Annotated in this window: 22 protein-coding genes and 1 riboswitch; of the genes, 7 read left to right on the top strand and 15 right to left on the bottom strand. The window is 43.1% G+C overall.

What is annotated here, in order from left to right; translation table 11 throughout:
* Window positions 1–9 precede the first annotated feature (9 nt).
* The 10 genes from Q7J63_RS19665 to pdeM form a co-directional block, all read right to left on the bottom strand.
* Window positions 10–2,892 (bottom strand): carboxypeptidase-like regulatory domain-containing protein, encoded by a 2,883-nt coding sequence (locus Q7J63_RS19665; protein ID WP_304888676.1) that lies wholly within the window; start codon window positions 2,890–2,892, stop codon window positions 10–12.
* Between the two features lie 287 nt (window positions 2,893–3,179).
* A complete protein-coding gene (gene gldC / locus Q7J63_RS19660) occupies window positions 3,180–3,524 on the bottom strand; it encodes a gliding motility protein GldC (protein ID WP_019596937.1) in 345 nt (114 codons plus the stop codon).
* A 126-nt stretch (window positions 3,525–3,650) separates the two neighbouring features.
* Window positions 3,651–4,310, bottom strand: coding sequence for a 3-oxoacid CoA-transferase subunit B (locus Q7J63_RS19655; RefSeq protein ID WP_019596936.1), 660 nt, complete (start codon window positions 4,308–4,310; stop codon window positions 3,651–3,653).
* Between the two features lie 102 nt (window positions 4,311–4,412).
* The gene (locus Q7J63_RS19650) at window positions 4,413–5,108 is read right to left on the bottom strand and encodes a CoA transferase subunit A (protein ID WP_019596935.1); all 696 of its coding nucleotides are present in this window, start codon (window positions 5,106–5,108) and stop codon (window positions 4,413–4,415) included.
* A 16-nt stretch (window positions 5,109–5,124) separates the two neighbouring features.
* Window positions 5,125–6,057 (bottom strand): bifunctional riboflavin kinase/FAD synthetase, encoded by a 933-nt coding sequence (locus Q7J63_RS19645; RefSeq protein WP_304888675.1) that lies wholly within the window; start codon window positions 6,055–6,057, stop codon window positions 5,125–5,127.
* Window positions 6,044–6,730 carry a tRNA pseudouridine(55) synthase TruB gene (gene truB, locus Q7J63_RS19640; protein ID WP_304888853.1) on the bottom strand — a complete coding sequence of 229 codons (687 nt, stop codon included), beginning with the start codon at window positions 6,728–6,730 and terminating at the stop codon, window positions 6,044–6,046. Before truB ends, Q7J63_RS19645 begins: the two co-directional genes overlap by 14 nt.
* 1 nt (window position 6,731) lies before the next feature.
* Window positions 6,732–7,529: an undecaprenyl-diphosphate phosphatase gene (locus tag Q7J63_RS19635; protein ID WP_019596932.1), complete on the bottom strand. Its 798-nt coding sequence runs from the start codon at window positions 7,527–7,529 to the stop codon at window positions 6,732–6,734.
* The gene (locus Q7J63_RS19630; RefSeq protein ID WP_304888674.1) at window positions 7,530–7,739 is read right to left on the bottom strand and encodes a DUF3098 domain-containing protein; all 210 of its coding nucleotides are present in this window, start codon (window positions 7,737–7,739) and stop codon (window positions 7,530–7,532) included.
* Between the two features lie 2 nt (window positions 7,740–7,741).
* Window positions 7,742–8,632 carry an ABC transporter permease gene (locus Q7J63_RS19625; protein WP_092655389.1) on the bottom strand — a complete coding sequence of 297 codons (891 nt, stop codon included), beginning with the start codon at window positions 8,630–8,632 and terminating at the stop codon, window positions 7,742–7,744.
* Between the two features lie 54 nt (window positions 8,633–8,686).
* Entirely contained in the window at window positions 8,687–9,364 is a 678-nt protein-coding gene (gene pdeM / locus Q7J63_RS19620) for a ligase-associated DNA damage response endonuclease PdeM (RefSeq protein ID WP_304888673.1), read from the bottom strand.
* A gap of 128 nt (window positions 9,365–9,492) precedes the next feature.
* Between pdeM and Q7J63_RS19615 the strand changes: the two genes are divergently transcribed.
* A complete protein-coding gene (locus tag Q7J63_RS19615) occupies window positions 9,493–9,933 on the top strand; it encodes a DUF2147 domain-containing protein (protein WP_019596928.1) in 441 nt (146 codons plus the stop codon).
* Between the two features lie 74 nt (window positions 9,934–10,007).
* Here Q7J63_RS19615 and Q7J63_RS19610 read toward each other — a convergent pair whose 3' ends face one another.
* A complete protein-coding gene (locus Q7J63_RS19610; RefSeq protein ID WP_304888672.1) occupies window positions 10,008–10,397 on the bottom strand; it encodes a VOC family protein in 390 nt (129 codons plus the stop codon).
* Between the two features lie 300 nt (window positions 10,398–10,697).
* Between Q7J63_RS19610 and Q7J63_RS19605 the strand changes: the two genes are divergently transcribed.
* Together Q7J63_RS19605 and Q7J63_RS19600 are read left to right on the top strand one after the other, a co-directional pair.
* Entirely contained in the window at window positions 10,698–12,167 is a 1,470-nt protein-coding gene (locus tag Q7J63_RS19605; protein WP_304888670.1) for a YdiU family protein, read from the top strand.
* A gap of 85 nt (window positions 12,168–12,252) precedes the next feature.
* Window positions 12,253–12,735, top strand: a complete 483-nt coding sequence (locus Q7J63_RS19600) for a hypothetical protein (RefSeq protein WP_019596925.1) — start codon at window positions 12,253–12,255, stop codon at window positions 12,733–12,735.
* A gap of 54 nt (window positions 12,736–12,789) precedes the next feature.
* On the opposite strand, the gene metX is transcribed toward Q7J63_RS19600, so the two are convergent.
* On the bottom strand, window positions 12,790–13,845 hold the full coding sequence (gene metX / locus Q7J63_RS19595; protein WP_026333526.1) for a homoserine O-acetyltransferase: 1,056 nt from the start codon (window positions 13,843–13,845) through the stop codon (window positions 12,790–12,792).
* Between the two features lie 71 nt (window positions 13,846–13,916).
* The gene (locus tag Q7J63_RS19590) at window positions 13,917–15,224 is read right to left on the bottom strand and encodes an O-acetylhomoserine aminocarboxypropyltransferase/cysteine synthase family protein (RefSeq protein WP_304888668.1); all 1,308 of its coding nucleotides are present in this window, start codon (window positions 15,222–15,224) and stop codon (window positions 13,917–13,919) included.
* Between the two features lie 199 nt (window positions 15,225–15,423).
* Window positions 15,424–15,533: riboswitch (SAM riboswitch) on the bottom strand.
* 338 nt (window positions 15,534–15,871) lie between these two features.
* Here Q7J63_RS19590 and Q7J63_RS19585 point away from each other — a divergent pair.
* From Q7J63_RS19585 to Q7J63_RS19570, 4 genes are all read left to right on the top strand, one after another.
* A complete protein-coding gene (locus Q7J63_RS19585) occupies window positions 15,872–16,927 on the top strand; it encodes an acyloxyacyl hydrolase (protein ID WP_304888666.1) in 1,056 nt (351 codons plus the stop codon).
* 425 nt (window positions 16,928–17,352) lie between these two features.
* Window positions 17,353–20,586 carry a S41 family peptidase gene (locus tag Q7J63_RS19580; protein WP_026333525.1) on the top strand — a complete coding sequence of 1,078 codons (3,234 nt, stop codon included), beginning with the start codon at window positions 17,353–17,355 and terminating at the stop codon, window positions 20,584–20,586.
* Window positions 20,587–20,719: 133 nt separating this feature from the next.
* Window positions 20,720–21,847 carry a hypothetical protein gene (locus Q7J63_RS19575; protein WP_304888665.1) on the top strand — a complete coding sequence of 376 codons (1,128 nt, stop codon included), beginning with the start codon at window positions 20,720–20,722 and terminating at the stop codon, window positions 21,845–21,847.
* A 281-nt stretch (window positions 21,848–22,128) separates the two neighbouring features.
* Window positions 22,129–22,740 (top strand): DUF2306 domain-containing protein, encoded by a 612-nt coding sequence (locus Q7J63_RS19570; protein WP_304888663.1) that lies wholly within the window; start codon window positions 22,129–22,131, stop codon window positions 22,738–22,740.
* A gap of 45 nt (window positions 22,741–22,785) precedes the next feature.
* On the opposite strand, the gene Q7J63_RS19565 is transcribed toward Q7J63_RS19570, so the two are convergent.
* Both Q7J63_RS19565 and Q7J63_RS19560 read right to left on the bottom strand, forming a co-directional pair.
* A complete protein-coding gene (locus tag Q7J63_RS19565) occupies window positions 22,786–23,412 on the bottom strand; it encodes a hypothetical protein (RefSeq protein WP_019600516.1) in 627 nt (208 codons plus the stop codon).
* Between the two features lie 201 nt (window positions 23,413–23,613).
* Window positions 23,614–24,327, bottom strand: coding sequence for a protein-L-isoaspartate(D-aspartate) O-methyltransferase (locus Q7J63_RS19560; RefSeq protein ID WP_304888662.1), 714 nt, complete (start codon window positions 24,325–24,327; stop codon window positions 23,614–23,616).
* Window positions 24,328–24,343: the final 16 nt, after the last annotated feature.

Below are 24,343 nucleotides of genomic sequence, written 5' to 3'. Positions count from 1 at the left end.
TGGATTTTTTTAATTGAACAATTCATCAAAGGTGATGGAGATATAATAAATCGATCCAATTGTCGGGCCACCGTAATTGAGGATATACCGATTGTTGAAGATATTGGATCCTCCCAATTTGATGATGGATTTCCATGGACTTACCTTATAACTTACCTGAGCATCTACTGTATGCACCTCAGGTACGCGTCCAACTGCAAAGGACGATTCCCAATCAAATGCGGTCTGGAAACGATAAGCAACATTGAATCCCACATTCTTAGTCAATTTTCTATTTCCAAATATAAGGTTCACTTTATGCTCAGGGGTGTTGAATTCTGAAAGGAAATCTTCGCCGATGTCTGTGATCAATCTGTTGAAATTATAATTACCAGAGATTGAATAGTTTTTAGGAAGATTATAAGCCATTCCGATTGCTGCTCCATGTGCCCTTACTTCCTCGTTTACCAAATTGGTGTAGGTTTGGAAAGTATTTTCTCTCCCAGGGATAGTGATTGGAGTCAAGAGGGTAGGGGCGTTGATCGCATTGATCGACAGTTCCGCATTCGAAGTTGGTACCGGGAAGATTGGTCCTGGCGCTTTTCTGACAGATGTCTGCGTTATGAAATCATTGTAAACGTTGTAGTAATAGGCAAAATCAATCATGAGTTTGCTATTGGCCAAGAGGCTTTTGTAGCCAAGTTCGATGGATCTTACTTGCTCTGGTCTCAAAGCAGGCAATTCCGTAATGGGTTGCAACAATGCAGTGGCCTGTGGCGAAACCGGGCTTGCTCCAGCACCAACTGCGGCTACGTAATTGTTGACGGAAGCCAAAGTAAAGGCATTGGTGAAAACGTCATATTTATCACGATAAAAAGGAAGTCCGCCGATCAATCTTGCAGAAACCACATTCAAGTCGATGTGCTGGGCTTGGGTTGAAGGCATCCGGAAACCTGTCTGATAGGAGACCCTGAAATTCTGGTTTTTCTCTGTGAAAACACCGGAAATCCTTGGGCTAAACTGACCGTCAAAGTTTTCGTTTTTGTCATATCTCAATGAACCCATGAATTTCAATTTGTCATTGAGTACTCTTTTTCCTGCCTGTGCAAAAGCACCATATTCACTGATCGTGATGTTGTTTCCTTCCACATCCGCAAAAATGGTTCCGTTGGAATTCAAATCATAAACCCTGTAAGAACCGCCAACCTGAAGGTCCATAAAGGAAATTTCCTCTTTGAAATCATATTGACCTTCTGCCATGTACATTCTTGACCTGTCATTGAAAAGCGAACCTTGTGGGATAAAGTTTTTCCTTACTTCGCTCGATGCATTTTCGAATTCTGGTGTCCCAGGCATAAAACGTCCTTGATCCGCAAATCCACGGGCAGCACCATGGGCAACGGCCTGCTGCTGGGTCGTACCCAATGCGCCAGGACCTACACCTTGCTGTGCGATGGCACCCATGTAAGCCAAAGTGTATTGACCAAACCAAGTGGAATTGTCTTTCCATTGATCGTTGATATTTACTCCGGTAAGGTCAGCAATGTAAGAATCACCGGAATTTTCTCTCGTTGTGTAAGCACGCAAGAAAAAATTGTCGCCTTTCAGCTCAAGTTTGTGCTGGCTGATTTCGAAATTTCTTAAGGAATAGCGCTGAGCACCAGTATAGACCGTGGTACCTGAACCATAGTTCAAGGTGTAGGACAATTCTGCCTTATCAGTGACCCTGTAATGCAATGCCGCATTGACCTTGTAATTTTTTGCGCCATAATCGACCAAATGTCTTTCGTCATAACCGGTACGGGAAACTACTTGGTCGGGAATGCTATTGATATACCCACCAATCCCCAAGGCATTCGCCTGTTGTTGAATGGCACCTACATTTCTCAAAAGGCCGATATTGTTGGAAACCTCATCACCGAAAACGTGGACACTGTTTGCACCTGGATTGGTAGGCAAGTCTCCTTGTGTTCTTTGGTTGAGGTCGGAGAGGTCTGTTCCGTACCAATCTTCGGCTCTCATAAAGGAAGCATTCAATTTGAAAGCAAACTTGTTGTTGAAGGCCTTTGCGTAGCGAATTGAACCTTCGTACATCGGCTGTGGGCTACTTGGTTCTCCTGGTGTGCCTGAAAAGTGATTGAACCCTTGTTTGTAAAAAGCACTGAAACCTTGGTATTCAAAAGGATTCTTGCTGTTGACCAAAAGAATTCCGTTGAAGGCATTTGGGCCATAAAGTGCAGAGGACGCACCTGGAATGAACTCAACACTTTCCACATCCAATTCCGAAGGACCGTTTAGGTTTCCAATTGGGAAGTTCAGTGCTGGAGCTTGTGTATCCATTCCATCTGTCAGTTGGACAAATCTGGTATTTCCAGTCGAGTTGAATCCCCTTGCGTTTATGATTTGGAAATTAACGGAGGAGGAGGTAACATCCACACCCTTTAGGTTTGCAATTCCTTTGTAATAATTGTCAGCAGGAGTATCTCTGATTGCCAAAATATCCATTTTTTCGATCGATACAGGGGACTGGAGAATGCTTTCTTCAATCCTTGAAGCAGATACCACCACTTCCTGACCAAGTAATGTCTGTTCAGACATACTGATTTTCAAATCAGAAACGTTGTTTTGGGTTATTTCCACTTCTTGCGAAGTAAATCCCACCATCGAAAAAACAAGTGTCAAAGGTGGATCTTGGTTCACCCTGAGGTTGAATTTTCCTCTGAGGTCTGTTACTGTTCCGATTACTTTTCCTTTGACGATGATATTGACGCCAATCAAGGTTTCTTTGGTATCCTGATCGGTTACGGTTCCGGAAATAGTGGTGGTCTGTGCCAATACATCCGTGAATCCAAAGGTCAGCATGACCAGCGGTATCAAGATGGTTTGACAAAGGTTTTTAGTAAATTTTCGCATAAGGATTTTGGGTTTAGGATAAAACAGACACCAACGATTTTATCAATCGTTAATTAATGTGAAATTTAAACGAAATTATCATTTATCAATATAGGAGTTCCAATAAATTTTGAAAGCAAAGTGGAATTCCTTCTTTCATTACGAAGGGATCGTTTTGAGAAAAAGAGGAATCAAGTCTGAAATATTAAAAACAGGGTTGAATCCAAATGTAGTTCATGGATTTAAAAAATATTCTATTGAAATATTCAAAAAAAAAGTCTGACGATTCGGTCAGACTTTTTTGTGTTTTATTGGATTGATTTTTTGTTTTCTTCGTTGACGTGTTTGACAAGACGGTCACATAGCACTTTTATTTCGTCAGCGATAAATTCATCACCGGTGGCGTTCAAAATGGTCTGGGCCATTCCCCCAAGAATGTCGATATAAAACCGTTTCATCTCCACCACAGACATGTCCTCTGTCCAAAGGTCAATTCTAAGCGTGCTGTGGTTGAGATTGTCCCAAACATTCAAACTGATGCTTTTGGTGTCTTCCAAGCCTTCACCTTCCTTATCGGAAGCATCCCATTGAATGGTTTTGGGAAGGTTTTTATCGTCAAGATTGATTTTGAATTTTATCTCCGAACTTTTCATTTTTTATTGGATGATTAGGAATGCAAAACTACAAAACCTTTGTTTGAGTTCCGAAAAATAATAGGGATATATGCGTTGTGCTTTTTTTATCAGCAAATCTCAGCTTTCTTTCCGGTCCGATTTTGATCAGTCGAATACCATTTCGGGGATTTCCCCGTCGATGACCAATTTCCCTTCTGTTTTGGCTTTGATTTCATCCACAGAAACCCCCGGCGCTCTTTCCAAAAGTCTGAACCCTCCTTCTGGCAAAACATCCAAGACGGCCAAATCCGTCACTATTTTTTTCACGCACCTCATCCCTGTAATCGGGAGAGAACACTCTTTTAACAATTTGGATTGGCCATCCTTGCTGCAGTGTTGCATCGCCACGATGATATTTTCCGCTGAAGCGACCAAATCCATGGCACCCCCCATTCCCTTGACCATTTTTCCTGGGATTTTCCAATTTGCAATGTCCCCGTTTTCGGAAACTTCCATGGCCCCAAGGATGGTCAGATGGATATGTCCACCCCTGATCATGGCAAAAGAATCTGCCGAGCTGAAAAGAGAGGAACCTTGCACCATGGTAATGGTTTGCTTTCCGGCATTGATCAAGTCCGGATCCACGTTTTCTTCTGTTGGAAAAGGACCGATTCCTAGCAGACCATTTTCCGATTGCAATACCACTTCAAGGTTTTCGGGGATATAGTTGGCTACCAGGGTAGGGATTCCGATTCCTAGATTTATGAACTGACCGTTTTTGACCTCTTTGGCGATCCTTTTGGCAATTTGGTTTTTGTCTAGCATGGAAAATTTGGGTTTTTGATTTTGTGAAAAACAGATTTTTTTGAACTTTGGAGTTCTCCTTTTAATTGGAAAACCTGCGGTTATTCCAATTAAAAATTCAGTTTATTTACTGACTGTCCTTTGCTCAATTCTTTTCTCGTACTTTTCCCCTTGGAAAATCCTGTGTACATAGATACCTGGTGTGTGGATCTGATTGGGGTCCAGTTCACCCGCCGGCACCAATTCCTCAACTTCAGCAATTGTGATTCTCCCAGCTGTTGCCATCATGGGATTGAAATTTCTGGCGGTTCCCTTGAAAATAAGATTGCCTGCCGTATCTCCCTTCCAGGCTTTTACAAAAGAAAAATCGGCTTTCAACCATCTCTCCAAAAGATAAAGTTTCCCGTCAAACTCCCGGATTTCCTTTCCATCTGCCACTTCGGTTCCTACGCCTGCAGGGGTGAAAAATGCAGGGATTCCTGCTCCTCCAGCCCTTACTCTCTCGGCCAAGGTTCCTTGGGGGATCAATTCCACTTCAAGTTCTCCGCTGAGGAGTTGTCTTTCGAATTCGGCATTTTCACCAACATAGCTGGAGATCATTTTTTTGACCATGTGTTTTTGAAGCATCAGTCCTATGCCAAAATCGTCCACACCGGCATTGTTGGAGATACAGGTCAGTCCAGTCAAATCCTTAAGAAGCAATGCCCTAAGGCAATTTTCAGGAATACCGCATAAGCCAAATCCACCAAACATAAGGACAGAATTGGAGAAAACGTCCTTAACAGCTTCGGTTGCATCTTTTACCGTTTTATTGATCATCGTTCGTTCATTTGGGTTATTGTTGGGACAAAATTTCAATGGCCTTTATTCTGTCGTTTTCAAGTTGGGCCTTTAAGGATTCAAGATTTGAAAACTTGACTTCTGGTCTAAGATAAGCCTTAAAATAAACGCAAACCCGCAAATCATACAGGTCTCCATTAAAATCAAAGAGATTCACTTCGATACTGCGACTAGTTCCGTCAACGGTTGGTCTCATGCCAATGTTGAGCATTCCGTTATAAATCGCCCCTTCCACACTTACTTTCACCGCATAGGCGCCATCGCAGGGGACAAGTTTATAATCGTTGGGAATATAGATGTTGGCTGTCGGGAATCCTATGGATCTGCCCAATTGTTGGCCTTTGATAATGATGCCATTCAGCTCATAATCCCTACCCAAGTACTCATTGGCAATTTCAATGTTCCCGATTTCAAGGGCTCTTCTGATTTTGGAACTGGAAATGCCCACATGATCGATATCTTCTCGTGGGATTTCTTCCAACTCAAAATGGTATTTTTGTATATTTTCCTTCAAGTACTCAAAACTTCCCTCCCGATTTTTTCCGAATCGATGGTCGTACCCGATCACCAGTTTTTTGGTTTGGATTTTCTCTACAAGAATTTTTTGGATAAAGTCCTCAGAGCTCATCTCTGAAAATTCTTTCGTGAAGGGTAGCGTGACCAAATGGTCGATTCCATATTCCCTGAGGAGTTTTGCCTTTTCTTCAAAAGTGCTCAACAAGCGCAAATTGTGTTCATGGGGAAAAAGCACCAACCTTGGATGGGGCCAAAAAGTGATCAAGACCGTCTCACCATTGAATTGATCTGCAATGTCGCGGATCCTTTTAAGGATTTTTTGGTGGCCGAGATGTACCCCGTCAAAGGTTCCACTCGTGACTACGGCATTTTTCACAGGTACAAAATTGGCTAATCCTTCAAAGATTTTCATTTGCCCTGCTTTTAATTCTTTCAATCAATGGCAAGAGCCCTTCAGCATCTTCCAACTTGAATTCTCCAATTCGGGTTCTCACCAAAGCAGACATATAGGCGCCTACTCCCAATATTTCCCCAAGATCCCTGGCAAGGCTTCGGATGTAGGTGCCCTTGGAACAAACAATCCTGAAATCTATCTCGGGAAGCTCCATTCTGGTGATTTCAAAAACAGAAACTTGAACCGGTCTTGGATCGATTTTCACTTCAATGCCTTTTCTTGCCGATTCATAAACGCGTTTCCCACCGATCTTGATAGCGGAATGGGCTGGTGGTATCTGCATGATGTCACCCGTAAGTTGGGAAGCAGCATTTTCAATTTCCTCTAATGTGAGATGGAAAGGGTCGGCAACATCCACGATTTCCCTTTCGAGATCAAAACTTTCCGTGGTTTTTCCCAATACATAAGTACCGGTATATTCCTTTTCCTGCCCCATAAAGGTGTCGATGCTTTTTGTCTTTTTTCCAGAACAAACGATCAACAATCCCGTGGCCAATGGATCCAATGTGCCCGCATGGCCTACTTTTTTGATTTGAAGAGCGTTTCTGACTTTTTTGACCACATCAAATGAAGTCCATTCAAAAGGCTTGTCGATCAAAAATACTTCTCCGTAAGGTTCTTCCTGTTCCATGTTACATATAAAAATAGCCATAGACGATGGCGATAAGACCTACTATGGTACAATAAATGGCGAAATAGGTCAATTTGCTTTTCTTGACCAATTGAATCATCCAGGTACAGGCAAAAAAGCCAGATACAAAAGCGGCCACAAATCCTGCGGAAAGATAGCCAAAGCTGTCTCCATTATAGGTAAGTGCACCGTCGAGGATATCTTTTGCGATTTTACCCAAGATCAGGGGTACGACCATCAGAAAAGAGAATCTTGCTGCCCTGGCTTTGTCGATACCCAAGAGGACTGAGGTCGAAATCGTCGCTCCGGACCTTGATATCCCAGGAAGGATGGCAATGGCTTGGGCAATGCCGATGATGACGGCATGAAAATAGGAGACTGGTTTCTGGGTGTCTTTTGCCCGGTCGGCAAAGAATAACAGTACTGCTGTGACCAAGAGCATGAATCCCACGAAGGCAAGGTTCCCTCCGAACAATTGCTCCAATTGTTCCTCAAACAAAAGCCCAACAATTGCTGCAGGGATCATGGATAGGATAATTTTGAGGGAAAATCTAGTCTCATCGTTCCATTTGAATTGGAACAGACCTCGGACAATTTCCCAAATGTCCTTTCTGAAAACCAAGATGGTACTCAAAGCGGTGGCAAAATGCAGCACCACCGTGAAAAGCATACTTTCTTTTGGTATTTTGTTTCCTCCGAGGATGGCTGCTCCGATTTCAAGGTGGCCACTGGAAGATACAGGCAAAAACTCCGTCAAACCTTGGACTATGCCCAAGATAATCGCATCAATAATGTCCATTTACTTATTTTCTGATTTTGAGAAGATGGCGTAAAATTCAAATATAAAGCCAGTCAAAGTGATGATTGGACCGAGGGTGAGGCCCATAAACCCAAATCCATGGGGTTCGGAATCCAGTCCAATAATGATGAAGCCCAAAACAATGATGCCGATACCGATCAACATCAGTTTGTAATTTTTCGGGGAAAAGGGGAAAGAATCTTTGTTCATTTTTAGTAAAGTTCGTCCAATGACATGTTGAGGTATTTATTTACAGCCCTGAGTGTACTCAATACAGATAATAAGGCTCCAAACAGAACCAAACCTCCGAAGAGAAGATACAGCAAATTGTAGTTTTGTAACATCGCGAAACCATCGATATTGGCTTTGGTATATTCGATGATGATAAAAAGAAAAGCGGAGGCGAGCAACCCCGCGATAGCGCCAAAAAGAAAAGCTCTTCCTAAGAAAGGCTTTCTGATAAAACCTCTTGTGGCCCCCACCAATTGCATGCTTCGGATGAGGAAACGCTGCGAAAAAAGGGCAAGTCGAATGGTGTTGTTGATCAACATGATCACTGTGATGATCAGGATCAGAATAAAACCACCCATGACAAGACTGACTTTCAGTAGATTTTGGTTGATGGATTTTACCAGATCAGTCATGTAGGTGACCTCAAATACGCCGTCCAAGCCTTGGATTTCCAGTACGATTTCTTCGATTAACTCTGGCGTTTGGTATTCTTCGCTGATAGCGATGGTGTAGCTGTCCCTCAGGGGATTGTCATCCAAGAAGCGGGTGAAATCTTCTCCAGTATTCTCCAAAAAGGATGCTGCAGCCTCGTCTTTGGAAATAAAGGTGATGTTGGGCACGCCATCATTTTCGAGGATGTAAGGCTTTGATACTAAGGCATCGTTGATTTTGGCAAGGTCGGTTTCTTTTAAGTCCTTGTTGAGAAAAACCTGGATTTCGATGTTCTCCCGAATGATTTTGGTCAAGGTTTTGGCTTGGATGACAATCACCCCAAAAAGTCCGACAATAAACAGCGAAAGCGTGGTACTGAAAAGTACCGATGCAAATTTGAACCTACCTAATTTTGCTTTTTTTCTTGGATTGCGACTCATGTTTAAACTTCAAATTCTTTCAAAATTAACCAGCATATCTGTATTTAACCAATCTTATTTCATTAAATCGATCGGAATGACATTTTTGTCTGTGATAACGAAGGCTTGATCGGTTTTGGTGCACTTCATGGAGGCCAATCCCGTGAACCTGCCGAATGCGGGTAAAACCATTTGATTGGGCTTTGCAAAAAAACAGGGGAGCATCAATCGCTGCCTGCCTTTTCCATGGAGCGCGATGCCGGGGTGAATGTGGCCGCAGAGGTTGAATTTTCCTTCTGGAATCGCGGAAAGGGGTTCATGCGATAGGATCAGATTTTCCAAAACCAAAGGCTCCTCATGAATAATCCAAAGACTGGACCGGTAGCAGGCATCCGACAAAATATCATGATTGCCCTTTACCAAATGGAAATTTATTTCCGCGAATAATCCCGAGAATTCCTCGAGCACAAACCAACTTTCATTGAGATCGCTGTGAAACAAGTCTCCCAAAAAATAGATGTCTTTGGGCTTGTATCTTTCGATCAATTCCTTGATCCGCATCAAATCCTCCTCATGCAGGATTTCCGGGATCGGAATCCCGGCTTTCCTGAAATGAGCCGCTTTTCCAAAATGGGGGTCTGAAATGAAAAGTGATCCCAATTCGGGTGAATAAATTGCCTTTTCCTTCAATAAAATCAAGTTGCGATTGAAAACCTCAAAAACGTGCCCCCCTTCTTCATCCACTCCGGTCATTTATTGTCTGTTTTTCAGGCTTATGTTCTCGAAAAAAACTATTCCAATTCTCGAATCAAAAAGGAATTTTGTTTTTGCACCGTAAAAGTATTACTATTCGTAAGGTTTTGAAATAAAAACAGTTCAACATGATCAGAAAATCAATTTTATTTATTCTTGTTTGCGGTGCTACGCTTTTGTCATTGCAAGCAAATGCCCAAGATTCGAATGCTATCTTGGGGCAATGGTACAATACCGAAAAAGACGCGAAAATCGAGATCGCCAAAGAAGGGGATAGGTTTTTTGGAAAAATCGTCTGGCTCCAAGAACCAACAGAAAACAGCAAACCGAAGCTGGACAAAAACAACAGTGATAAAGACAAAAGGAACAGACCTATAATGGGGATGCGCCTGTTGGATAATTTTGAGCACAAAAACGGTGTTTGGGAAAACGGGGTCATCTATGACCCCAAAAATGGAAAAACCTATTCCTGTACCATCAAAATGAAAAATAGCAAGACTTTGGAAGTCAGGGGATACATTGGGATTTCTTTTATTGGCAGGACAGTGGAGTGGACGCAAGCGGAATAATTGGTCTCCTTTGATACAGCTAAATAAAGGGTGCAATTCCTTTTATGAAACTGTTTTATGACCACAGCTCATTTTTAGTCCCATATCCCATTGGGGACAATTTCCAGTACATTGCCGAAGGGGTCTTCAAAATAAAAACTTTGGAGACCTCTTTTCCATTCCTGTTCGTGTGTGAGGACAATCCCTTTTTTCAAGATCTCCACCTTGGTTTTTAGATATTCCTTGGCAGGAACTTCAAAGGCAATGTGCTGTTTTCCCCTGGCAAAATGGGAGGGAAGATTGGTCTCGCTTTGGGTGACCTCCGGAATAAAGCAGAGGAGGATGGAACTTCCACATCTGAAGAATATATGCCTGTTTTCTACTCTTGAAATTATCGGCATTTCCAGAACTTCGCCATAAAAATACTGGGCGGTATCCAAATTTGAGATGTAAAGGCAGGTTTCCTTGATTTGTGTATATTCCATAAGAGAAGCTACGCATCAATTGCGTATGCATCAAATAGATTTTGGGGGATTGAGAAATGCTTGTTTGACCTTCGGGTTTTGAGACATAAGCGGTAAGTTTGACTTTCTGTAGGATACTTAATCATTTCACCTTTTTCCAAACAAGGACAAATAGGGAGAGTTGATGGAGATGGATTTTCTGAAAAGCAGAACTGAGGATAAGCGGCAAAAGCACTAACTTGCGTGCAAATCATGAAGCATTCGTGAAAAAAAATCGGGACTACCCATGCGATGTGCTTCCCCAATCGAATTTGAAAATTTATGAAGAACTTGGAAAGAGGATGGAATTTGGACAACAGCTACGCAAGGTTACCGGAAAAAATGTTTGCGCTTTCTTCGCCCAGCCCTGTTCACCAGCCTACAAAAATCTTATTCAATTACAAATTGGCCGAAGAGATCGGATTGAAATATGATTCGGAAAGTGATGAAGAAATAGCGTTGTTGTTTTCTGGAAACACTGTTCCCGAAGGAGCGAAACCATTGGCCCAAGCCTATGCCGGCCATCAATTTGGTCATTTTACCATGCTGGGTGATGGTCGAGCGATCTTGTTGGGAGAGCAAATCACCCCAGAAAACATACGGCTTGATATCCAATTAAAAGGTGCTGGGTTTACAGCCTTTTCGCGAAGGGGAGATGGGAGGGCCACACTCAGGTCCATGCTCCGGGAATATTTGATCAGCGAAGCGATGAACGGATTGGTGATTCCCAGCTCAAGAAGTTTGGCGGTGATCGGAACAGGTGAAAAGGTGTACAGGGAACAAAGTAACCAGGGAGCTGTCCTCACAAGGATATCATCAAGCCATATTCGTGTTGGGACTTTTGAATATGTCAAGAATTTTTTGTCAAAAGAAACACTTCAAGAGTTGACCGATTATGTGATCGAAAGACATTATCCCGAAATCAAAAAATCAGAAAACCCTGCTTTGGCCTTGTTGAATGCAGTCATGGAAAGGCAGATTGACCTTGTGGTGAATTGGATGCGGGTTGGATTTATCCATGGCGTGATGAATACCGACAATATGTCCGTAGCCGGAGAGACATTCGATTATGGACCTTGTGCTTTCATGAATGCATATAACCCAAAAACTGTTTTCAGCGCCATCGATACAGAGGGGCGTTATGCTTTTGGGAACCAACCCAAAATAGTCCTTTGGAATCTATCGTGTTTTGCCGAATCCATCCTTCCTCTTATCCATTCCGACACACAAGAGGCCATTCGGCTTGCAGAAGAAGCATTGAATTCTTTTTCATCAAAATATGAAAAGAAGTGGTCCGAAATGATGGGAAGAAAATTAGGTTTGGTCCATTTGTCTGATTCTGGATTGGGAAAAGAATTGGTCCAAGAACTATTGATTTGGATGGGGAAAAACAATGCGGATTACACCAATACATTTTTAGAAATACAATCTGACAGCAAAGAGAAGACAGGCGTTTATGCCACGGAATCTTTTTCTAATTGGCTTTCCAAATGGAAAACGATGATGACACTGGATGGGAAAGATTTTCAAAGCACTTTGAAAACCATGAAGGAAAACAATCCAAGCTTCATTCCAAGAAATCACCTGGTGGAAAAGGCGTTGGATGATGCCTGTCTAAATGGGGATTTCGGATTGTTTGAGCAGCTGCTTCAGGTTTTCGCCGATCCTTATCAATCCGTTCCTGCGTTTAATGAGATGCAAACACCACCAGCAAATGGAGACCGACACTACCAAACCCATTGCGGAACTTAAAATCATTTGATCTTCCCACGATTTCCAGATTCAATTCGTTTTTGGTGATTTATATTTTAATTCTTAAAAACATTTAACAGCGATAATGCAACACACCGCATATTTATCAGCATCTGAAACCCAGATTTTGAAGGATTTCAACCAAAACAAAACCATCCAATCGGTAATCTATTACTATTGGATCAATACGATGAATTCCGAGGATCTTTTTACATTCAAGGATACAATCGAGTTTGTGAGTGATTCCCAAAAATCAATTTTTTTCAAAATCAATGAGGAGGATACGGGGATCTGTATTTTGGATGTTTTTGATTTTGAGAAGCAAAAGGCAGAAATTGAAAGTGAATTCCAAGGGAAAATCAAATTCCATAAACGGGATGCTTCCTCACTTGAGATTTGGCAGGAGACTTTAAGAAGCCCTTTTTTGGAAATCAAGGCAGAAAGTGAAAACGATCGCCTCTTGAACCATACTTTTATGATCGCATTTGAGGAGATGAAATTGGAACTGAATCTTCATCCTGTGGATGGTCTGGTCTTTAGTCCGTATGACGATAGTTTGGATGATTAAAAGCCAAGTGGCCAGGAAAATCAGTGTTGAACGTCTGGAAAATATTTTTTTGGATCAATCGTTTGCTTCCAGATAAAATGAGCTGAGGATGTAACTCAACTGACTGTATTCTATCAAAAAGGCATCGTGACCATAGGGTGATTGTATTTCTCGGTAGGTTCCGAGTTGTACATTTTGGGCAATAAATTGGGATTCTTCCCTTAGGAAAAGCAAATCCCTGTCCACCCCGATGGCCAGCACTCTGGACGGGATTTCGGACAGTGCCTTTTTGACTCCGCCTCTTCCACGGCCCAAATCGTGACTGTCCATGGTTTTGGTAAGTGTCCAATAGGAAAGTGCATTGAAGCGATTTGCCAATTTGTTTCCTTGGTAGCGCAGATAGGAACTGACCCTGAATTGATCTGTTTTGTCTTCCGCATCGGCTTGGTTTTCGGCAAAATTCTCAGGATGTCGATAGGAAAGCATGGCAATCGCCCGAGCGGCTTCCAATCCTTTTTTTCCAGCTTCCGGCGTGCTTTGACCCCAAGTTGAGTCGGATTCAATGGCCATTCTTTGGGTTTCATTGAAGCCAATTGTCCATGGCGAAGTTTTGGCATTGGAGGCCAAAATGACTGTGTTTTTTACTTTGTGTTTCAGCAAATACGCCCATTCCAAAGCGACTTGCCCACCGAGGGATCCTCCGATCAGGGTATTGATCTCCATAATCCCGAGATGTTCCCGCAACAGATCAAGGGAAAGTGCCATGTCTTTTGTGGTCAAATGTGGGAAGTCATAATAATAAGGTTTCCCTGTCTTCGGGTTTTCGCTAAGCGGTTGGGTCGAACCATAGCAAGAGCCCAATAGATTGGCGCAAACGATAAAATGTTTCGTTGGATCGTAGAATTTATCTTCACCGACCAAACCACTCCACCATTCCTGCACATTGGCGTCTCCAGTCAGCGCATGAATCACCCAAATGACATTGTCCTTGGATGTGTTGAGGTGTCCTTGTGTTGTATATGCCAATTGAAATCCTGGAAGGAATTCCCCAGATTCCAATTTTAGAGGGTCTTCATTCGTGTAGGTTTCTTGCGCCATATCAATAATCAGGTAGGGGCTTTTCAAATTCATTGTCAAATTCATTGTTTCGTAAAATTCAAACCTGGCAAATCCAGAAGACTTACCAGGTTTTTATCTTTGTTTTATCCGATTGCTTCAAATGCTTGTTGCAAATCGGCTTTGATGTCCTCAATGTGTTCGATTCCCGCGGAAATCCTCAATTGTGTGGGGGTGACACCTGCAGCCAATTGCTCCACATCCGAAAGCTGCTGGTGCGTGGTAGCAGCGGGTTGGATGATGAGCGTTTTGGCATCTCCGACATTGGCCAAGTGGGAGATCAATTGTAGGCTGTTGATAAAAGCAGAAGCTTTTTCCTTGTCGCCCTTAAGTTCAAAACTCAAAACACCACCAAAACCATTGGTCAGGTATTTTTTCGCCAGTTCATGATAAGGCGAAGATTTTAATCCGGGATAATTGACCTTCTGGACTTTTGGATGCGCTTCCAGCCATTCGGCCAATATCAAAGCATTCTCGACGGTTCTTTGTACCCGTAGGGACAATGTCTCCACACCCTGAAGCAAGAGAAAAGAATTGAACGGACTCAATGCTGGACCAAAATCCCTCAATCCTTCTACCCGTGCACGGATGGCAAAAGCGATATTGGGCAAGCCTAAAGGATTGTTTTCTCCAAAAACCTCCCAAAATTTCAAGCCATGATAGCCTTCGGAAGGTTCGGTAAATTGTGGGAATTTGCCATTGCCCCAGTTAAAATTCCCGCCATCGACGATGATTCCACCGATGGAAGTACCATGTCCACCGATCCACTTGGTAGCGGAGGCAGTGACGACATTGGCACCATGGGCGAGTGGTTTGAACAGGTATCCGCCTGCACCAAAAGTATTGTCCACGACCAATGGCAGGTTATGTTTCTTGGCCAAAGCGGCGATCGCTTCAAAATCCGGGATGTTGAATTCAGGATTTCCAATAGTTTCCAAATAAAGCGCCTTGGTCTTGTCATCGATGAGTTTTTCAAAATCAGCCACGTCATTTCCTTTGGCAAAGCGTGCTTCAATGCCGATCCTTTTGAAGGCGACTTTGAATTGATTGTATGTTCCGCCGTAGAGAAAAGGGGTAGAGACAAAGTTTTCGCCGGCTTGCAGGATGTTGTTTAGGGCGAGAAACTGCGCTGCCATCCCGGAACCTGTGGATACTGCTGCGACTCCTCCCTCGAGAGCGGCGATTCTTTTTTCAAAAACATCATTGGTAGGATTCATGATCCGGGTGTAGATGTTTCCGAATTCTTTCAGGGCAAAGAGATTGGCTCCATGCTCAGCCGAATCAAATACGTAGGACGTGGTCTGATAAATTGGGACAGCCCTGGAATTGGTTGCGGTATCCGGTGCTTGGCCTGCATGGAGTTGAAGCGTTTCAAAACGATGTGAATTTGACATAACAAAATGGGTTTAATGGTTAATAAGGTGTTTTGTAGATACGGAAAACAAATTTGATTTCCCGGAATATAGGAGGGGTGAAAAACTATTTTCACATAAAACAACACAAGCAGAGCATCAGTGTGCTTCTGGTGATTGTTTTTGAGTAAGAATCTTGAGGAAGGGTACGGGAATAATCAATATAAATCATCTGGTTAAGAATCTATATTTCCAAACGAGGATATTCTCATTTGGCAGGAATTGGCACCTTGGATTTTCCAGGTTGCCAGAGGGTCGTAGAGCCTGTCTCTTACCTCTTCTTTATAAATCCCAACACCCAAAAAAGCGGTAGGATGTCACAAAGTAAAACCCAAGGAATTTCTTAAGCAAGGGAATTTGGGAAATTATTTCTACCCAAATGAAAAAATCACCCCGTCAAATGATCGGAAGAGAATGTTTGACGGGTATTTGTGGCCAGCAATGGTTTTGGCTTCTGAAGATAAAATAGCGGCGTTTTCCTTGCAAAACCAGTTCTGTTTTCTCATCTGGGGTAATAAAGTGAATCCCCGAAAATTTTGAAAATCGGTCTTGAAATCATGAATAGTGGGCATAATTTTTATAAATTGAGATGAAGGTAATTCACTTTGGAATACAAAAACAGGAGAGATATGGGGAAACCTACCATCAATTTTTTGAGGATTTGGATTTTTTTGATTCCTTTTCAGGTCTTTTCCCAAAATATCGGGAGAGTTGGATTGGAAGGGTCGCGGGGGTTTGTTATTGCCCACTCCTCGGATTTGATACCAGTGTCCCAGACCAATCCCTATGGGCTAAAAGGCAGTTACCAGGTCTTGAAAACCGATCAGAAAAACTGGGAAGCTTGCAACTGTTTCCATTATTTGGGGATCGGGTTTTCCTACCACAATTTTGACTCTCCGGATATTCTGGGGGCGGCTTTTAGTCTTTCAGGATCATTTGAACCGATACTTTGGCGGCATAAGAAGTGGGTCTTGGGTCTGGAAAGTGGGATGGGGGTCAGTTATTTGACCAGATTTTATGATTCGGAAACAAACCCTTCCAATACTTTTTTCAGTGCCCCAATCAGTTTTTTGATGTTTGTTGCACCTCACTTGGAATACAGCTTGACGCCCGAATGGACATTGCAATTGGCTTTGAACTACAACCATATTTCCAATGGGGGGCAAAAAAAACCCAACAAAGGCATGAACTATCCCATGTTGGGTTTTGGGATTTACCACTACCTGAATAGCGTCGAATTGCCAAACCATTCCAAAAAACCATTGGAAAGAGAATTGGTTTTTTTTGGGGAAATTTCCTACACAAACAAGAATTCGGAATGGGCCGAAAAAAGAAAACCTTCCCTTGCCTTGACCGGAGGTGCCTTTAAATCCATTACCGGAATCAACGCGCTAGGACTCGGCTTGGAACTGAATCGGGATTTTTCCTTTGATGGAGAAGATGGGGTTTCGAATGACCTGATGCCGGCACCCTTTATTTCCCACCATTTTCTCTTTGGGAGGGTAGATTTCAGTCAGCGAATGTCACTTTATGCCCACAAACCCAATGGATACAATGACTATCTATTTTACCAAAGATATATTCTGCAATATCAAGTGTGGGAAAATTTGGGATTGGGAATCGGCCTCAAAGCGCATGGCCATGTGGCAGAAAACATAGAGTTTAGGCTCGGCTGGAAGTTTTAAGCCCTAATTCTCCAGTATTGTCCTAAAACTACCCTTTTCGATTTCTTTATTTCATGCAAATGATTTGCTGACCGACCATCGAGTTGGCGATTTCAAATTCCAGTGTTGAAGTGATCTGGGGTGTAGAATTTTTTTTGAATGGAAATTCAATATCGAATTGTTTATTATACAATATGCTTATCCTCAATGCCGTCAGAAAACACCAAATCCGCTTCAAATCCTTGGTATTAATTCCAGATTGGCATTTGCTTCGGTTTTTGAACCACTAATTGAGAATTAGCATGCCATGTTCAGAACAGCAGACGATAGTAAGGAAAATGAAATTTTGATCTATTCAAATCAACTTTCTTTCCAACCACGTAATTTCTTTGAATACCCGAGTGTTTTTTCATTATTTTTAAACCCAAAACCATTCCCAAATATTTATGCGTTTGATCAAATCGAGTTTAACTATTTTACTGACGGGTTGGATGGGTTTTGCCATCGCCCAGGAAGCTCCCCAATGGCTTCGCTATCCGGCGATTTCACCCGATGGCTCCAAGATTGTGTTTACTTACAAAGGTGACCTTTACACTGTCCCAACAGCTGGCGGGAAAGCATCACAGTTGACTTTTCATGAAGCGCATGATTTCATGCCTGTATGGAGCAAAGATGGGAGTAAGATCGCCTTTTCTTCTGACCGTTATGGGAATTTTGATGTTTTTGTCATGGGTGCAGAAGGAGGTCAGGCTTCCAGATTGACTTACCATTCCAATGACGAAATGCCCTACACTTTTTCGGCTGACGATGCATCTGTGTTGTTCGGTGGCGTAAGGCAGGATTTGGCGGAGCACCGCCAATATCCAAGTGGATCCCAACCGGAGTTGTACAAGGTGCCGGTCACTGGAGGTCGTGTAGACCAGGTTTGGACCCTTCCCTCCGAGTATGTTCAGATAAGTGCAGATGGTCAAAAAACCATTTATCATGACAAAAAAGGTGGTGAAAATGAATGGCGCAAAAAGCACCAATCTGCGATTACAAGAGATATCTGGCTGTATGATGCCGCTACCAATAGCCATAAAATGATCACCGATTTCCCAGGAGAGGACAGAAACCCTGTTTTTGGTCCAGGAGAGAAAGAGATCTTCTATCTGAGTGAAGAAAAGGGAAGTTTTAATGTCCAAAAAATGAGTCTGGACAATCCCACTCAAAAAACAGCCTTGACCGACCTCAAGGATTTCCCGGTTAGGTTTCTGACCATTTCCAAGGACGGTTTGATGAGTTTCTCCTACGATGGAGAAATTTATACACTGAAGGATGGCGCACAGCCGCAAAAAGTGTCGGTTTCCATCAAAACCCAATCGATCGGCAATACCGACAGCTATATCAGCATCAATGGAGGCGTGAGGGAAATGTCGATTTCACCGGACGGTAAGGAAATTGCATTCATCGCGAGAGGGGAAGTGTTCGTCACTTCAGTGGATGGCGCATTGACCAAAAGAATCACCAATACTCCGCAGCAAGAAAGATTCGTGCAATTTGCGCCGGATGGAAAATCCCTGGTTTATGCCAGCGAAAGAGATGGGAAATGGCAGATTTATCAAACCAAAAGGGGAAGGGAAAAAGAGGAACCTTTCTTTTTTGCCAGTACGCTGGTCAATGAAGCCGTACTCGTAACTTCCGATGCAGACAATTACCAGCCGCTCATTTCCCCGGACGGGAAAAAACTGGCTTACATTGAAGGCAGAAGAACCTTGAAAGTATTGGATTTGGCCACCAAGGCAACGGTCACCTTGATGAATCCTGAGCAGCTCCTTCACATGGGTGACGGAGATCAATATTTTGCCTGGAGCCCGGACAGCAAATGGTTATTGGCCGAATACAATCCCACCATGGCCAATGGAGAAGTCGTCTTGTTGGATGCTTCGGGGAAAAAACCGATGGAAAACCTGACCTTGAGTGGATATGGAGACAGCAGGCCGAAGTGGATCAACGGCGGAAAGCAGCTTATTTGGTTCAGTAACCGTGATGGATTGAAGAGTTTTGCCACCAGCGGAGGATCCCAAAACGATGTGTACACCATGTTTCTTACCCAAGAGGCTTACGATAAATTTCGATTGAGCAAAGAGGATTTTGACTTGATGAAGGAAGTGGAGAAGCTCGGAAAAAAGGATGAGGAAAAAAAGGACGATAAGAAAGAGGATAAAAAAGAGGAAAAGGTTGAGGATATCAAAATAGATTGGGAAGACATCAGGGAAAGGAAAGCGAAACTGACTATTCATTCTTCATCTTTGGGAGATGCAGTTATTGACAAGGAGGGAGAAAAATTGTACTACCTCGCCAGATTCGAGAAAGGCATGAACCTATGGAGCACGGATCTTCGGACGAAGGAAACCAAGATGGAATTGAAATTGGATGCCGGTTTTGGAAGATTGGAGTGGGACAAGGAAATGAAAAACCTCTTTCTTTTGTCAGATGGAAGCATTTCCAAAATAACCGACAAGGGGAGTAAAAAAGAGCAGATCAAGATTGCGGGTGAAATGACATTGGACACTGAGGCCGAACGTGCCCAGATGTTTGAACACATCAAAATCAGAACAAAGGGAGTTTTCTACACCCCGGATTTTCATGGCGTCGATTGGGATGCCCTGACCACACAATATGCCAAATATTTGCCCCATTTGGGCAATGGCTATGATTTTGCGGAAATGGCATCCGAAATGATCGGGGAACTGAATGTTTCCCATGCGGGAGCAAGATACAGCCGAAATGTAGCTCAGGCAGATGCCACATCATCCTTGGGGATTTTCATGGATTACAACCATAAAGAGGCCGGAATCAAAATTTCCGAAATCCTGAAAGGTGGACCTTTGGATAAGGCCGATATCAAGATCCAAGCGGGGATGATCATCGAGAAAATCGATGGGGAAGTCATTGCCGTCAATAGAGACATTGCGCAGTACTTTAACCGGAAAGCGGATAAGTTCACGCTGCTGGAAGTATTTGATCCCAAAACCAAAACCCGTCAGCAAGTGACAGTTAAGCCCATTACTTTGGGTGCAGAAAACCAATTGTTGTACAAACGCTGGGTGAAAAAGAACCAAGCCGAGGTGGACAGTATGAGTGGAGGGAAATTGGGGTATGTACATATTCCAGGTATGTCCGATGGACCTTACCGAACCACTTATGAAGAAATGATGGGCAAATACCATGACCGGGATGGCGTGATTGTCGATACCAGATTCAATGGAGGAGGGGACCTTGTCGCAGATTTGGCCATGTTCTTTACCGGTGAAAAATTCATCACCTACGCCACGGAAGACAGAGAAGTTGGCTATGAGCCTACTTTTCGCTGGACCAAGCCTACCTTGGCGATGTTCAATGAGGGCAACTATTCCGATGGACATTGCTTTGCCTGCGGCTACACCGATCTGAAAATCGGTAAGACCGTAGGAATGCCGACTCCAGGGACCTGTTCTTTTGCGGGTTGGGAAATGCTACCCGATGGAGGGAGATGGGGCGTAGTACCCATATCGGCAAAGGACAAAGCTGGAAATTGGATGGAAAACAACGAAACCAAACCCCAATTTCAAGTCAAGAACATGCCGGGCAAGATCGACAAAGGCATTGACGAGCAACTGGAAAAAGCCGTCGAAGAATTGTTGAAGGACGTAAAATAATTTCCATGGGGCGAAAATTTTCGCCCCATTTTTTTTGCCTTTCCCAATATCTTTTTGGGAATTGAAAATTCCAATTTTCAGGAGTTTTTAAAAGGGAATTGCTAAATTAAGGCCTAACCAAATTTGATAGCAAATGAAGTTTTCCCTCAGGTATTTTTCTTTAAGTTCCTTCCTCGCCAAGGCTATATGGTTTTTGTTATTGTCCCCATTGCTTTTTTATTCCTGCAAAAGATCGATGGAAGTCAAAGAGGATATTACCAATTTTACCAAAGGAGTTTATGGGAATCCGGGGACACTTCTGGAAGCGGGTTATCGTTTTGACTCGCTTGGGATCAATGCCGTATTTGTAAGGAGTGGTTCACTCAATCCCGATTTTTATGCCAGCGCCAAAACCCAGAATGTCAAGGTGTATGTGGAATTTGCCACACTCAATGGACAAGACTATTTAAAGGAACATCCCGAGGCTTGGCCGATCAATGAAAAGGGAGAGAAGGCTCCGGCAGCGGATTGGTTTCTTGGCATTTGTCCCACCAATGTGGCATTCAAAGAATTCCGATCCACGGAACTCAAAAGCATTCTCCAGGAATATCAAGTAGATGGGGTTTTTTTGGACTATGTTCATTTGCATGCACAATTCGAAACTGCAGCACCCATACTGCCGGAAACCTGTTTCTGCGACCATTGTACAGGGCTTTTTGGGGACCACATCGGAACCGATATTCCAGGCAGGAAAATAGCCGACCGCGCCACATGGATATTGACCAATACAGACAATGAGTGGAGGGCGTGGAGAAACAGTATTTTAAATGGTTGGGTGGAGGATTTAGGTTCCATCGTCAAGGAATATCAACCGGAAGCCAAATTGGGTGTTTTCCATTGCGCATGGTTTCCTGAGGACTACGATCAAGCCTTGTATCGAACACTGGGGATTGATCTTGCCGGTTTGGCTGAGCGGGCCGATGTACTTTCTCCGATGTTGTTTCATAAAATGTCTGACCGACCCACAGAATGGGTGGGGGAATATGTCGGCTGGCTGGATAAATTTACCGAGGCTGGTAAAATTGGATCTCCCTTGATCTGGCCGATCGTTCAGGCACATAACCATCCGGGAGTTGTCAGCCCTGAAGAATTCAGGGATGTCATGGAGCTAGGGTCAAGGTCACCGGCAACAGGGATCATGATGTTTTCAGATCAGTCCTTGCTGGAGGACCCAAGGAAGATTTTGGTGATGAAGGAGTTGTTCTTAATGAAAGAGGATTAATATTCGGTTGTTCAAGTGTTTTTCAAAATGCTGAAAGCCTTGTGTTTAGAAATGGCTAGCATCGAAAAATGTAGAGGATTCAGAAATTTAACCCGGGAGATGCATTGACAATTCTATTCAAGCCTGAAATGGCTTAATATATTTAGTCTTTGTTTACAATATTGAATTTAGAAGTCAGCAAGATGTGTTATTCTCCAAATAGTCTGGTTTTCTTGCAGTTTCAACCACCATTATGGAACGGAATGCACATTTCGGGTTAAAGGAAAAACCCAAAAATTAATATGATCAAGAAGGGACTTTGGGTAGTATTGGCGGTAATGGCCATCCTTATCGGGTTGTATCCCGCGATATATTTTCTGGTGGACAGAAAATTTGGGTTGTTGAATACGAAATCTGATGCATTGCTGACCTATGATTTTTGGAATGTCGGCTTTTATACCCACATCATTTTCGGCGGGATTGCATTGTTGATCGGTTGGACCCAATTCAGGGCAGGTTTTAGGAACCGTCACTTGAAACTACACAAGCGGATCGGTAAAGTATATGTTTTTGGGGCCTTGTTGAGTGCATTGGCTGGGATATACATTGGCCATTTTGCGACTGGGGGGCTTGTCTCGATGCTTGGTTTTATTTTATTGGGGATCCTTTGGTTTTACTTTACACTCATGGCCTATGTTACGATCAAGAAAAAACAAATTGACAACCACGAAAAAATGATGATCTACAGTTATGCCCTGTGTTTTTCCGCTGTGACGCTGAGAATTTGGCTCCCGCTATTGACGATGCTGTTTGGGGACTTTATTACCGCCTATCCGATTGTTGCGTGGCTTTGCTGGTTGCCCAATTTATTGGTTGCCTTTTTTATTGTGAGGGGGATATCTAAGGAAAAATGAAGCATTGCGGCTCATCTTTGATATGCTTTTTTAAGTCTTTCAATTCTAGAATCCCTCCCCAAACAGCCGATACAATTGCACATATCGATAAATGGAGACGGCAAAAGCGGAGAAGGACAAAAGAAAGATCAAACTTCGAGAAGTAGCCAATGCAGATAAGCGCTTCTTCTTGGCAATAAATTTCCATGTCCAGAAAACCACCCAATATATGAGTATGAAATAATAATGGGGGATAAATACCACTGGATTGATATTCTGAAATCCGCCACCATATTCCACCGCTGCCATGAGTTGCCAAATAGAGGCGCCAAAATGCCAGACCGACATGGCGATGAGGATTCCCATTGTTGATTTTTCCGGATGCAATCCCATAGAGCGCGTCAAGATAGCCATCGCGTGGAACAAAAGAATAAGGTCTACAAATAGGCGAAAGCCACTGTAGGGACTGAAGGTGTAGGGAAAGACCCGGATCATCATGTGGTAGGCACTGACATAGTAGAAAACGAAGAGTAAGAATCCGGCTGCAACAAAAAGGTGTTGAATCGCTTCCTTTGTCGATTTTAGAGAAATTCTTCTGAACGCAGCATCGAGCTTCACGAAGCCGAGACTGAAAATGGCTCCAAAAATCACATCGATCATCCATGTCCAATTCTGTGTATTATCAGTTTCCATTTGTTGATGTCAAAAAAATCACCCTACAGCCCCTCTTTTTCTTCGATAAACCCGTGTTATGCATTACCAATTCCATTCAGTGATTCAATTACCCAATAATTAGTAGGTGGTTTACTGTTTTTGTCTTCACCACATCGGAACTATACCTTATTCTCCAAATAGTCTGGTTTTCTTGCAGTTTCAATCCCATGTGGAAACCACCTAATGCATATTTAGGGTTGAACTTTCCCCATGCTGTAAAGAATCCCTGGTAAAAGGCACAAACCTCACAGGCAGTATTTTGGTGATTTTTGTTTTGCCTTTCGATTTCTCCACCAGCATCAATTGTTGGGCCCCTCCGCTCGGCCCGACGGGAATGATCATCCTGCCACCTTCATTTAATTGTGCGATAAGAGGAGGGGGAATTTTTTGCGCGGCTGCAGTCACAATGATCGCATCAAAGGGCCCCTTTTCCGGCCAACCTTGATATCCATCTCCAATCTTTACATGGATATTGTCATATCCCATGGCTTTGAGTGCTTTCTCGGCCCTCAAACCCAATTGGGCTACGATTTCAATGGTATAGACCTCCTTAACGATTTCTGCCAAGACAGCGGCCTGATAGCCGGAACCCGTTCCTACCTCCAAGACTGTCATTCCTGGCTTTGGCCTAAGTATATCGGTCATGTAGGCCACTATGTAAGGCTGTGAAATCGTCTGTCCGCCACCAATCGGCAATGGACTATCGCTATAGGCATTTGCCCGCATGTTCTCTGGAACCAACTTGTGGCGTTCCACTTTGAGCATCGCTTCAATGACCTCTCGATTGGAGATCCCTCTGGCGACAATTTGGGTTTTGACCATTTGTTCCCGCTTGGATTGATAGGGATCCGTCTGTAATATGAAAAACATCAAGAATATTGGTAGATATTTCATGATTGAAAAAAAAATA

The sequence above is a fragment of the Rhodonellum sp. genome (assembly GCF_030656585.1).
Lineage (GTDB): Bacteria > Bacteroidota > Bacteroidia > Cytophagales > Cyclobacteriaceae > Rhodonellum > Rhodonellum psychrophilum.
This window is presented reverse-complemented; position numbering and strand designations above follow the sequence as displayed.

Excerpts from the sequence above, each read along its gene's own strand:
- Q7J63_RS19655 (WP_019596936.1), bottom strand. The coding sequence starts at position 4,310 with ATGCTAGACAAAAACCAAATTGCCAAAAGGATCGCCAAAGAGGTCAAA.
- Q7J63_RS19615 (WP_019596928.1), top strand. The coding sequence starts at position 9,493 with ATGATCAGAAAATCAATTTTATTTATTCTTGTTTGCGGTGCTACGCTT.
- Q7J63_RS19650 (WP_019596935.1), bottom strand. The coding sequence starts at position 5,108 with ATGATCAATAAAACGGTAAAAGATGCAACCGAAGCTGTTAAGGACGTT.
- Q7J63_RS19570 (WP_304888663.1), top strand. The coding sequence starts at position 22,129 with ATGATCAAGAAGGGACTTTGGGTAGTATTGGCGGTAATGGCCATCCTT.
- Q7J63_RS19600 (WP_019596925.1), top strand. The coding sequence starts at position 12,253 with ATGCAACACACCGCATATTTATCAGCATCTGAAACCCAGATTTTGAAG.
- Q7J63_RS19605 (WP_304888670.1), top strand. The coding sequence starts at position 10,698 with ATGAAGAACTTGGAAAGAGGATGGAATTTGGACAACAGCTACGCAAGG.
- Q7J63_RS19610 (WP_304888672.1), bottom strand. The coding sequence starts at position 10,397 with ATGGAATATACACAAATCAAGGAAACCTGCCTTTACATCTCAAATTTG.
- Q7J63_RS19635 (WP_019596932.1), bottom strand. The coding sequence starts at position 7,529 with ATGGACATTATTGATGCGATTATCTTGGGCATAGTCCAAGGTTTGACG.
- Q7J63_RS19560 (WP_304888662.1), bottom strand. The coding sequence starts at position 24,327 with ATGAAATATCTACCAATATTCTTGATGTTTTTCATATTACAGACGGAT.
- Q7J63_RS19625 (WP_092655389.1), bottom strand. The coding sequence starts at position 8,632 with ATGAGTCGCAATCCAAGAAAAAAAGCAAAATTAGGTAGGTTCAAATTT.
- pdeM (WP_304888673.1), bottom strand. The coding sequence starts at position 9,364 with ATGACCGGAGTGGATGAAGAAGGGGGGCACGTTTTTGAGGTTTTCAAT.
- Q7J63_RS19630 (WP_304888674.1), bottom strand. The coding sequence starts at position 7,739 with ATGAACAAAGATTCTTTCCCCTTTTCCCCGAAAAATTACAAACTGATG.
- Q7J63_RS19565 (WP_019600516.1), bottom strand. The coding sequence starts at position 23,412 with ATGGAAACTGATAATACACAGAATTGGACATGGATGATCGATGTGATT.
- Q7J63_RS19575 (WP_304888665.1), top strand. The coding sequence starts at position 20,720 with ATGAAGTTTTCCCTCAGGTATTTTTCTTTAAGTTCCTTCCTCGCCAAG.
- truB (WP_304888853.1), bottom strand. The coding sequence starts at position 6,730 with ATGGAACAGGAAGAACCTTACGGAGAAGTATTTTTGATCGACAAGCCT.
- metX (WP_026333526.1), bottom strand. The coding sequence starts at position 13,845 with ATGAATTTGAAAAGCCCCTACCTGATTATTGATATGGCGCAAGAAACC.
- Q7J63_RS19645 (WP_304888675.1), bottom strand. The coding sequence starts at position 6,057 with ATGAAAATCTTTGAAGGATTAGCCAATTTTGTACCTGTGAAAAATGCC.
- Q7J63_RS19580 (WP_026333525.1), top strand. The coding sequence starts at position 17,353 with ATGCGTTTGATCAAATCGAGTTTAACTATTTTACTGACGGGTTGGATG.
- Q7J63_RS19585 (WP_304888666.1), top strand. The coding sequence starts at position 15,872 with ATGGGGAAACCTACCATCAATTTTTTGAGGATTTGGATTTTTTTGATT.
- Q7J63_RS19590 (WP_304888668.1), bottom strand. The coding sequence starts at position 15,224 with ATGTCAAATTCACATCGTTTTGAAACGCTTCAACTCCATGCAGGCCAA.
- Q7J63_RS19665 (WP_304888676.1), bottom strand. The coding sequence starts at position 2,892 with ATGCGAAAATTTACTAAAAACCTTTGTCAAACCATCTTGATACCGCTG.
- gldC (WP_019596937.1), bottom strand. The coding sequence starts at position 3,524 with ATGAAAAGTTCGGAGATAAAATTCAAAATCAATCTTGACGATAAAAAC.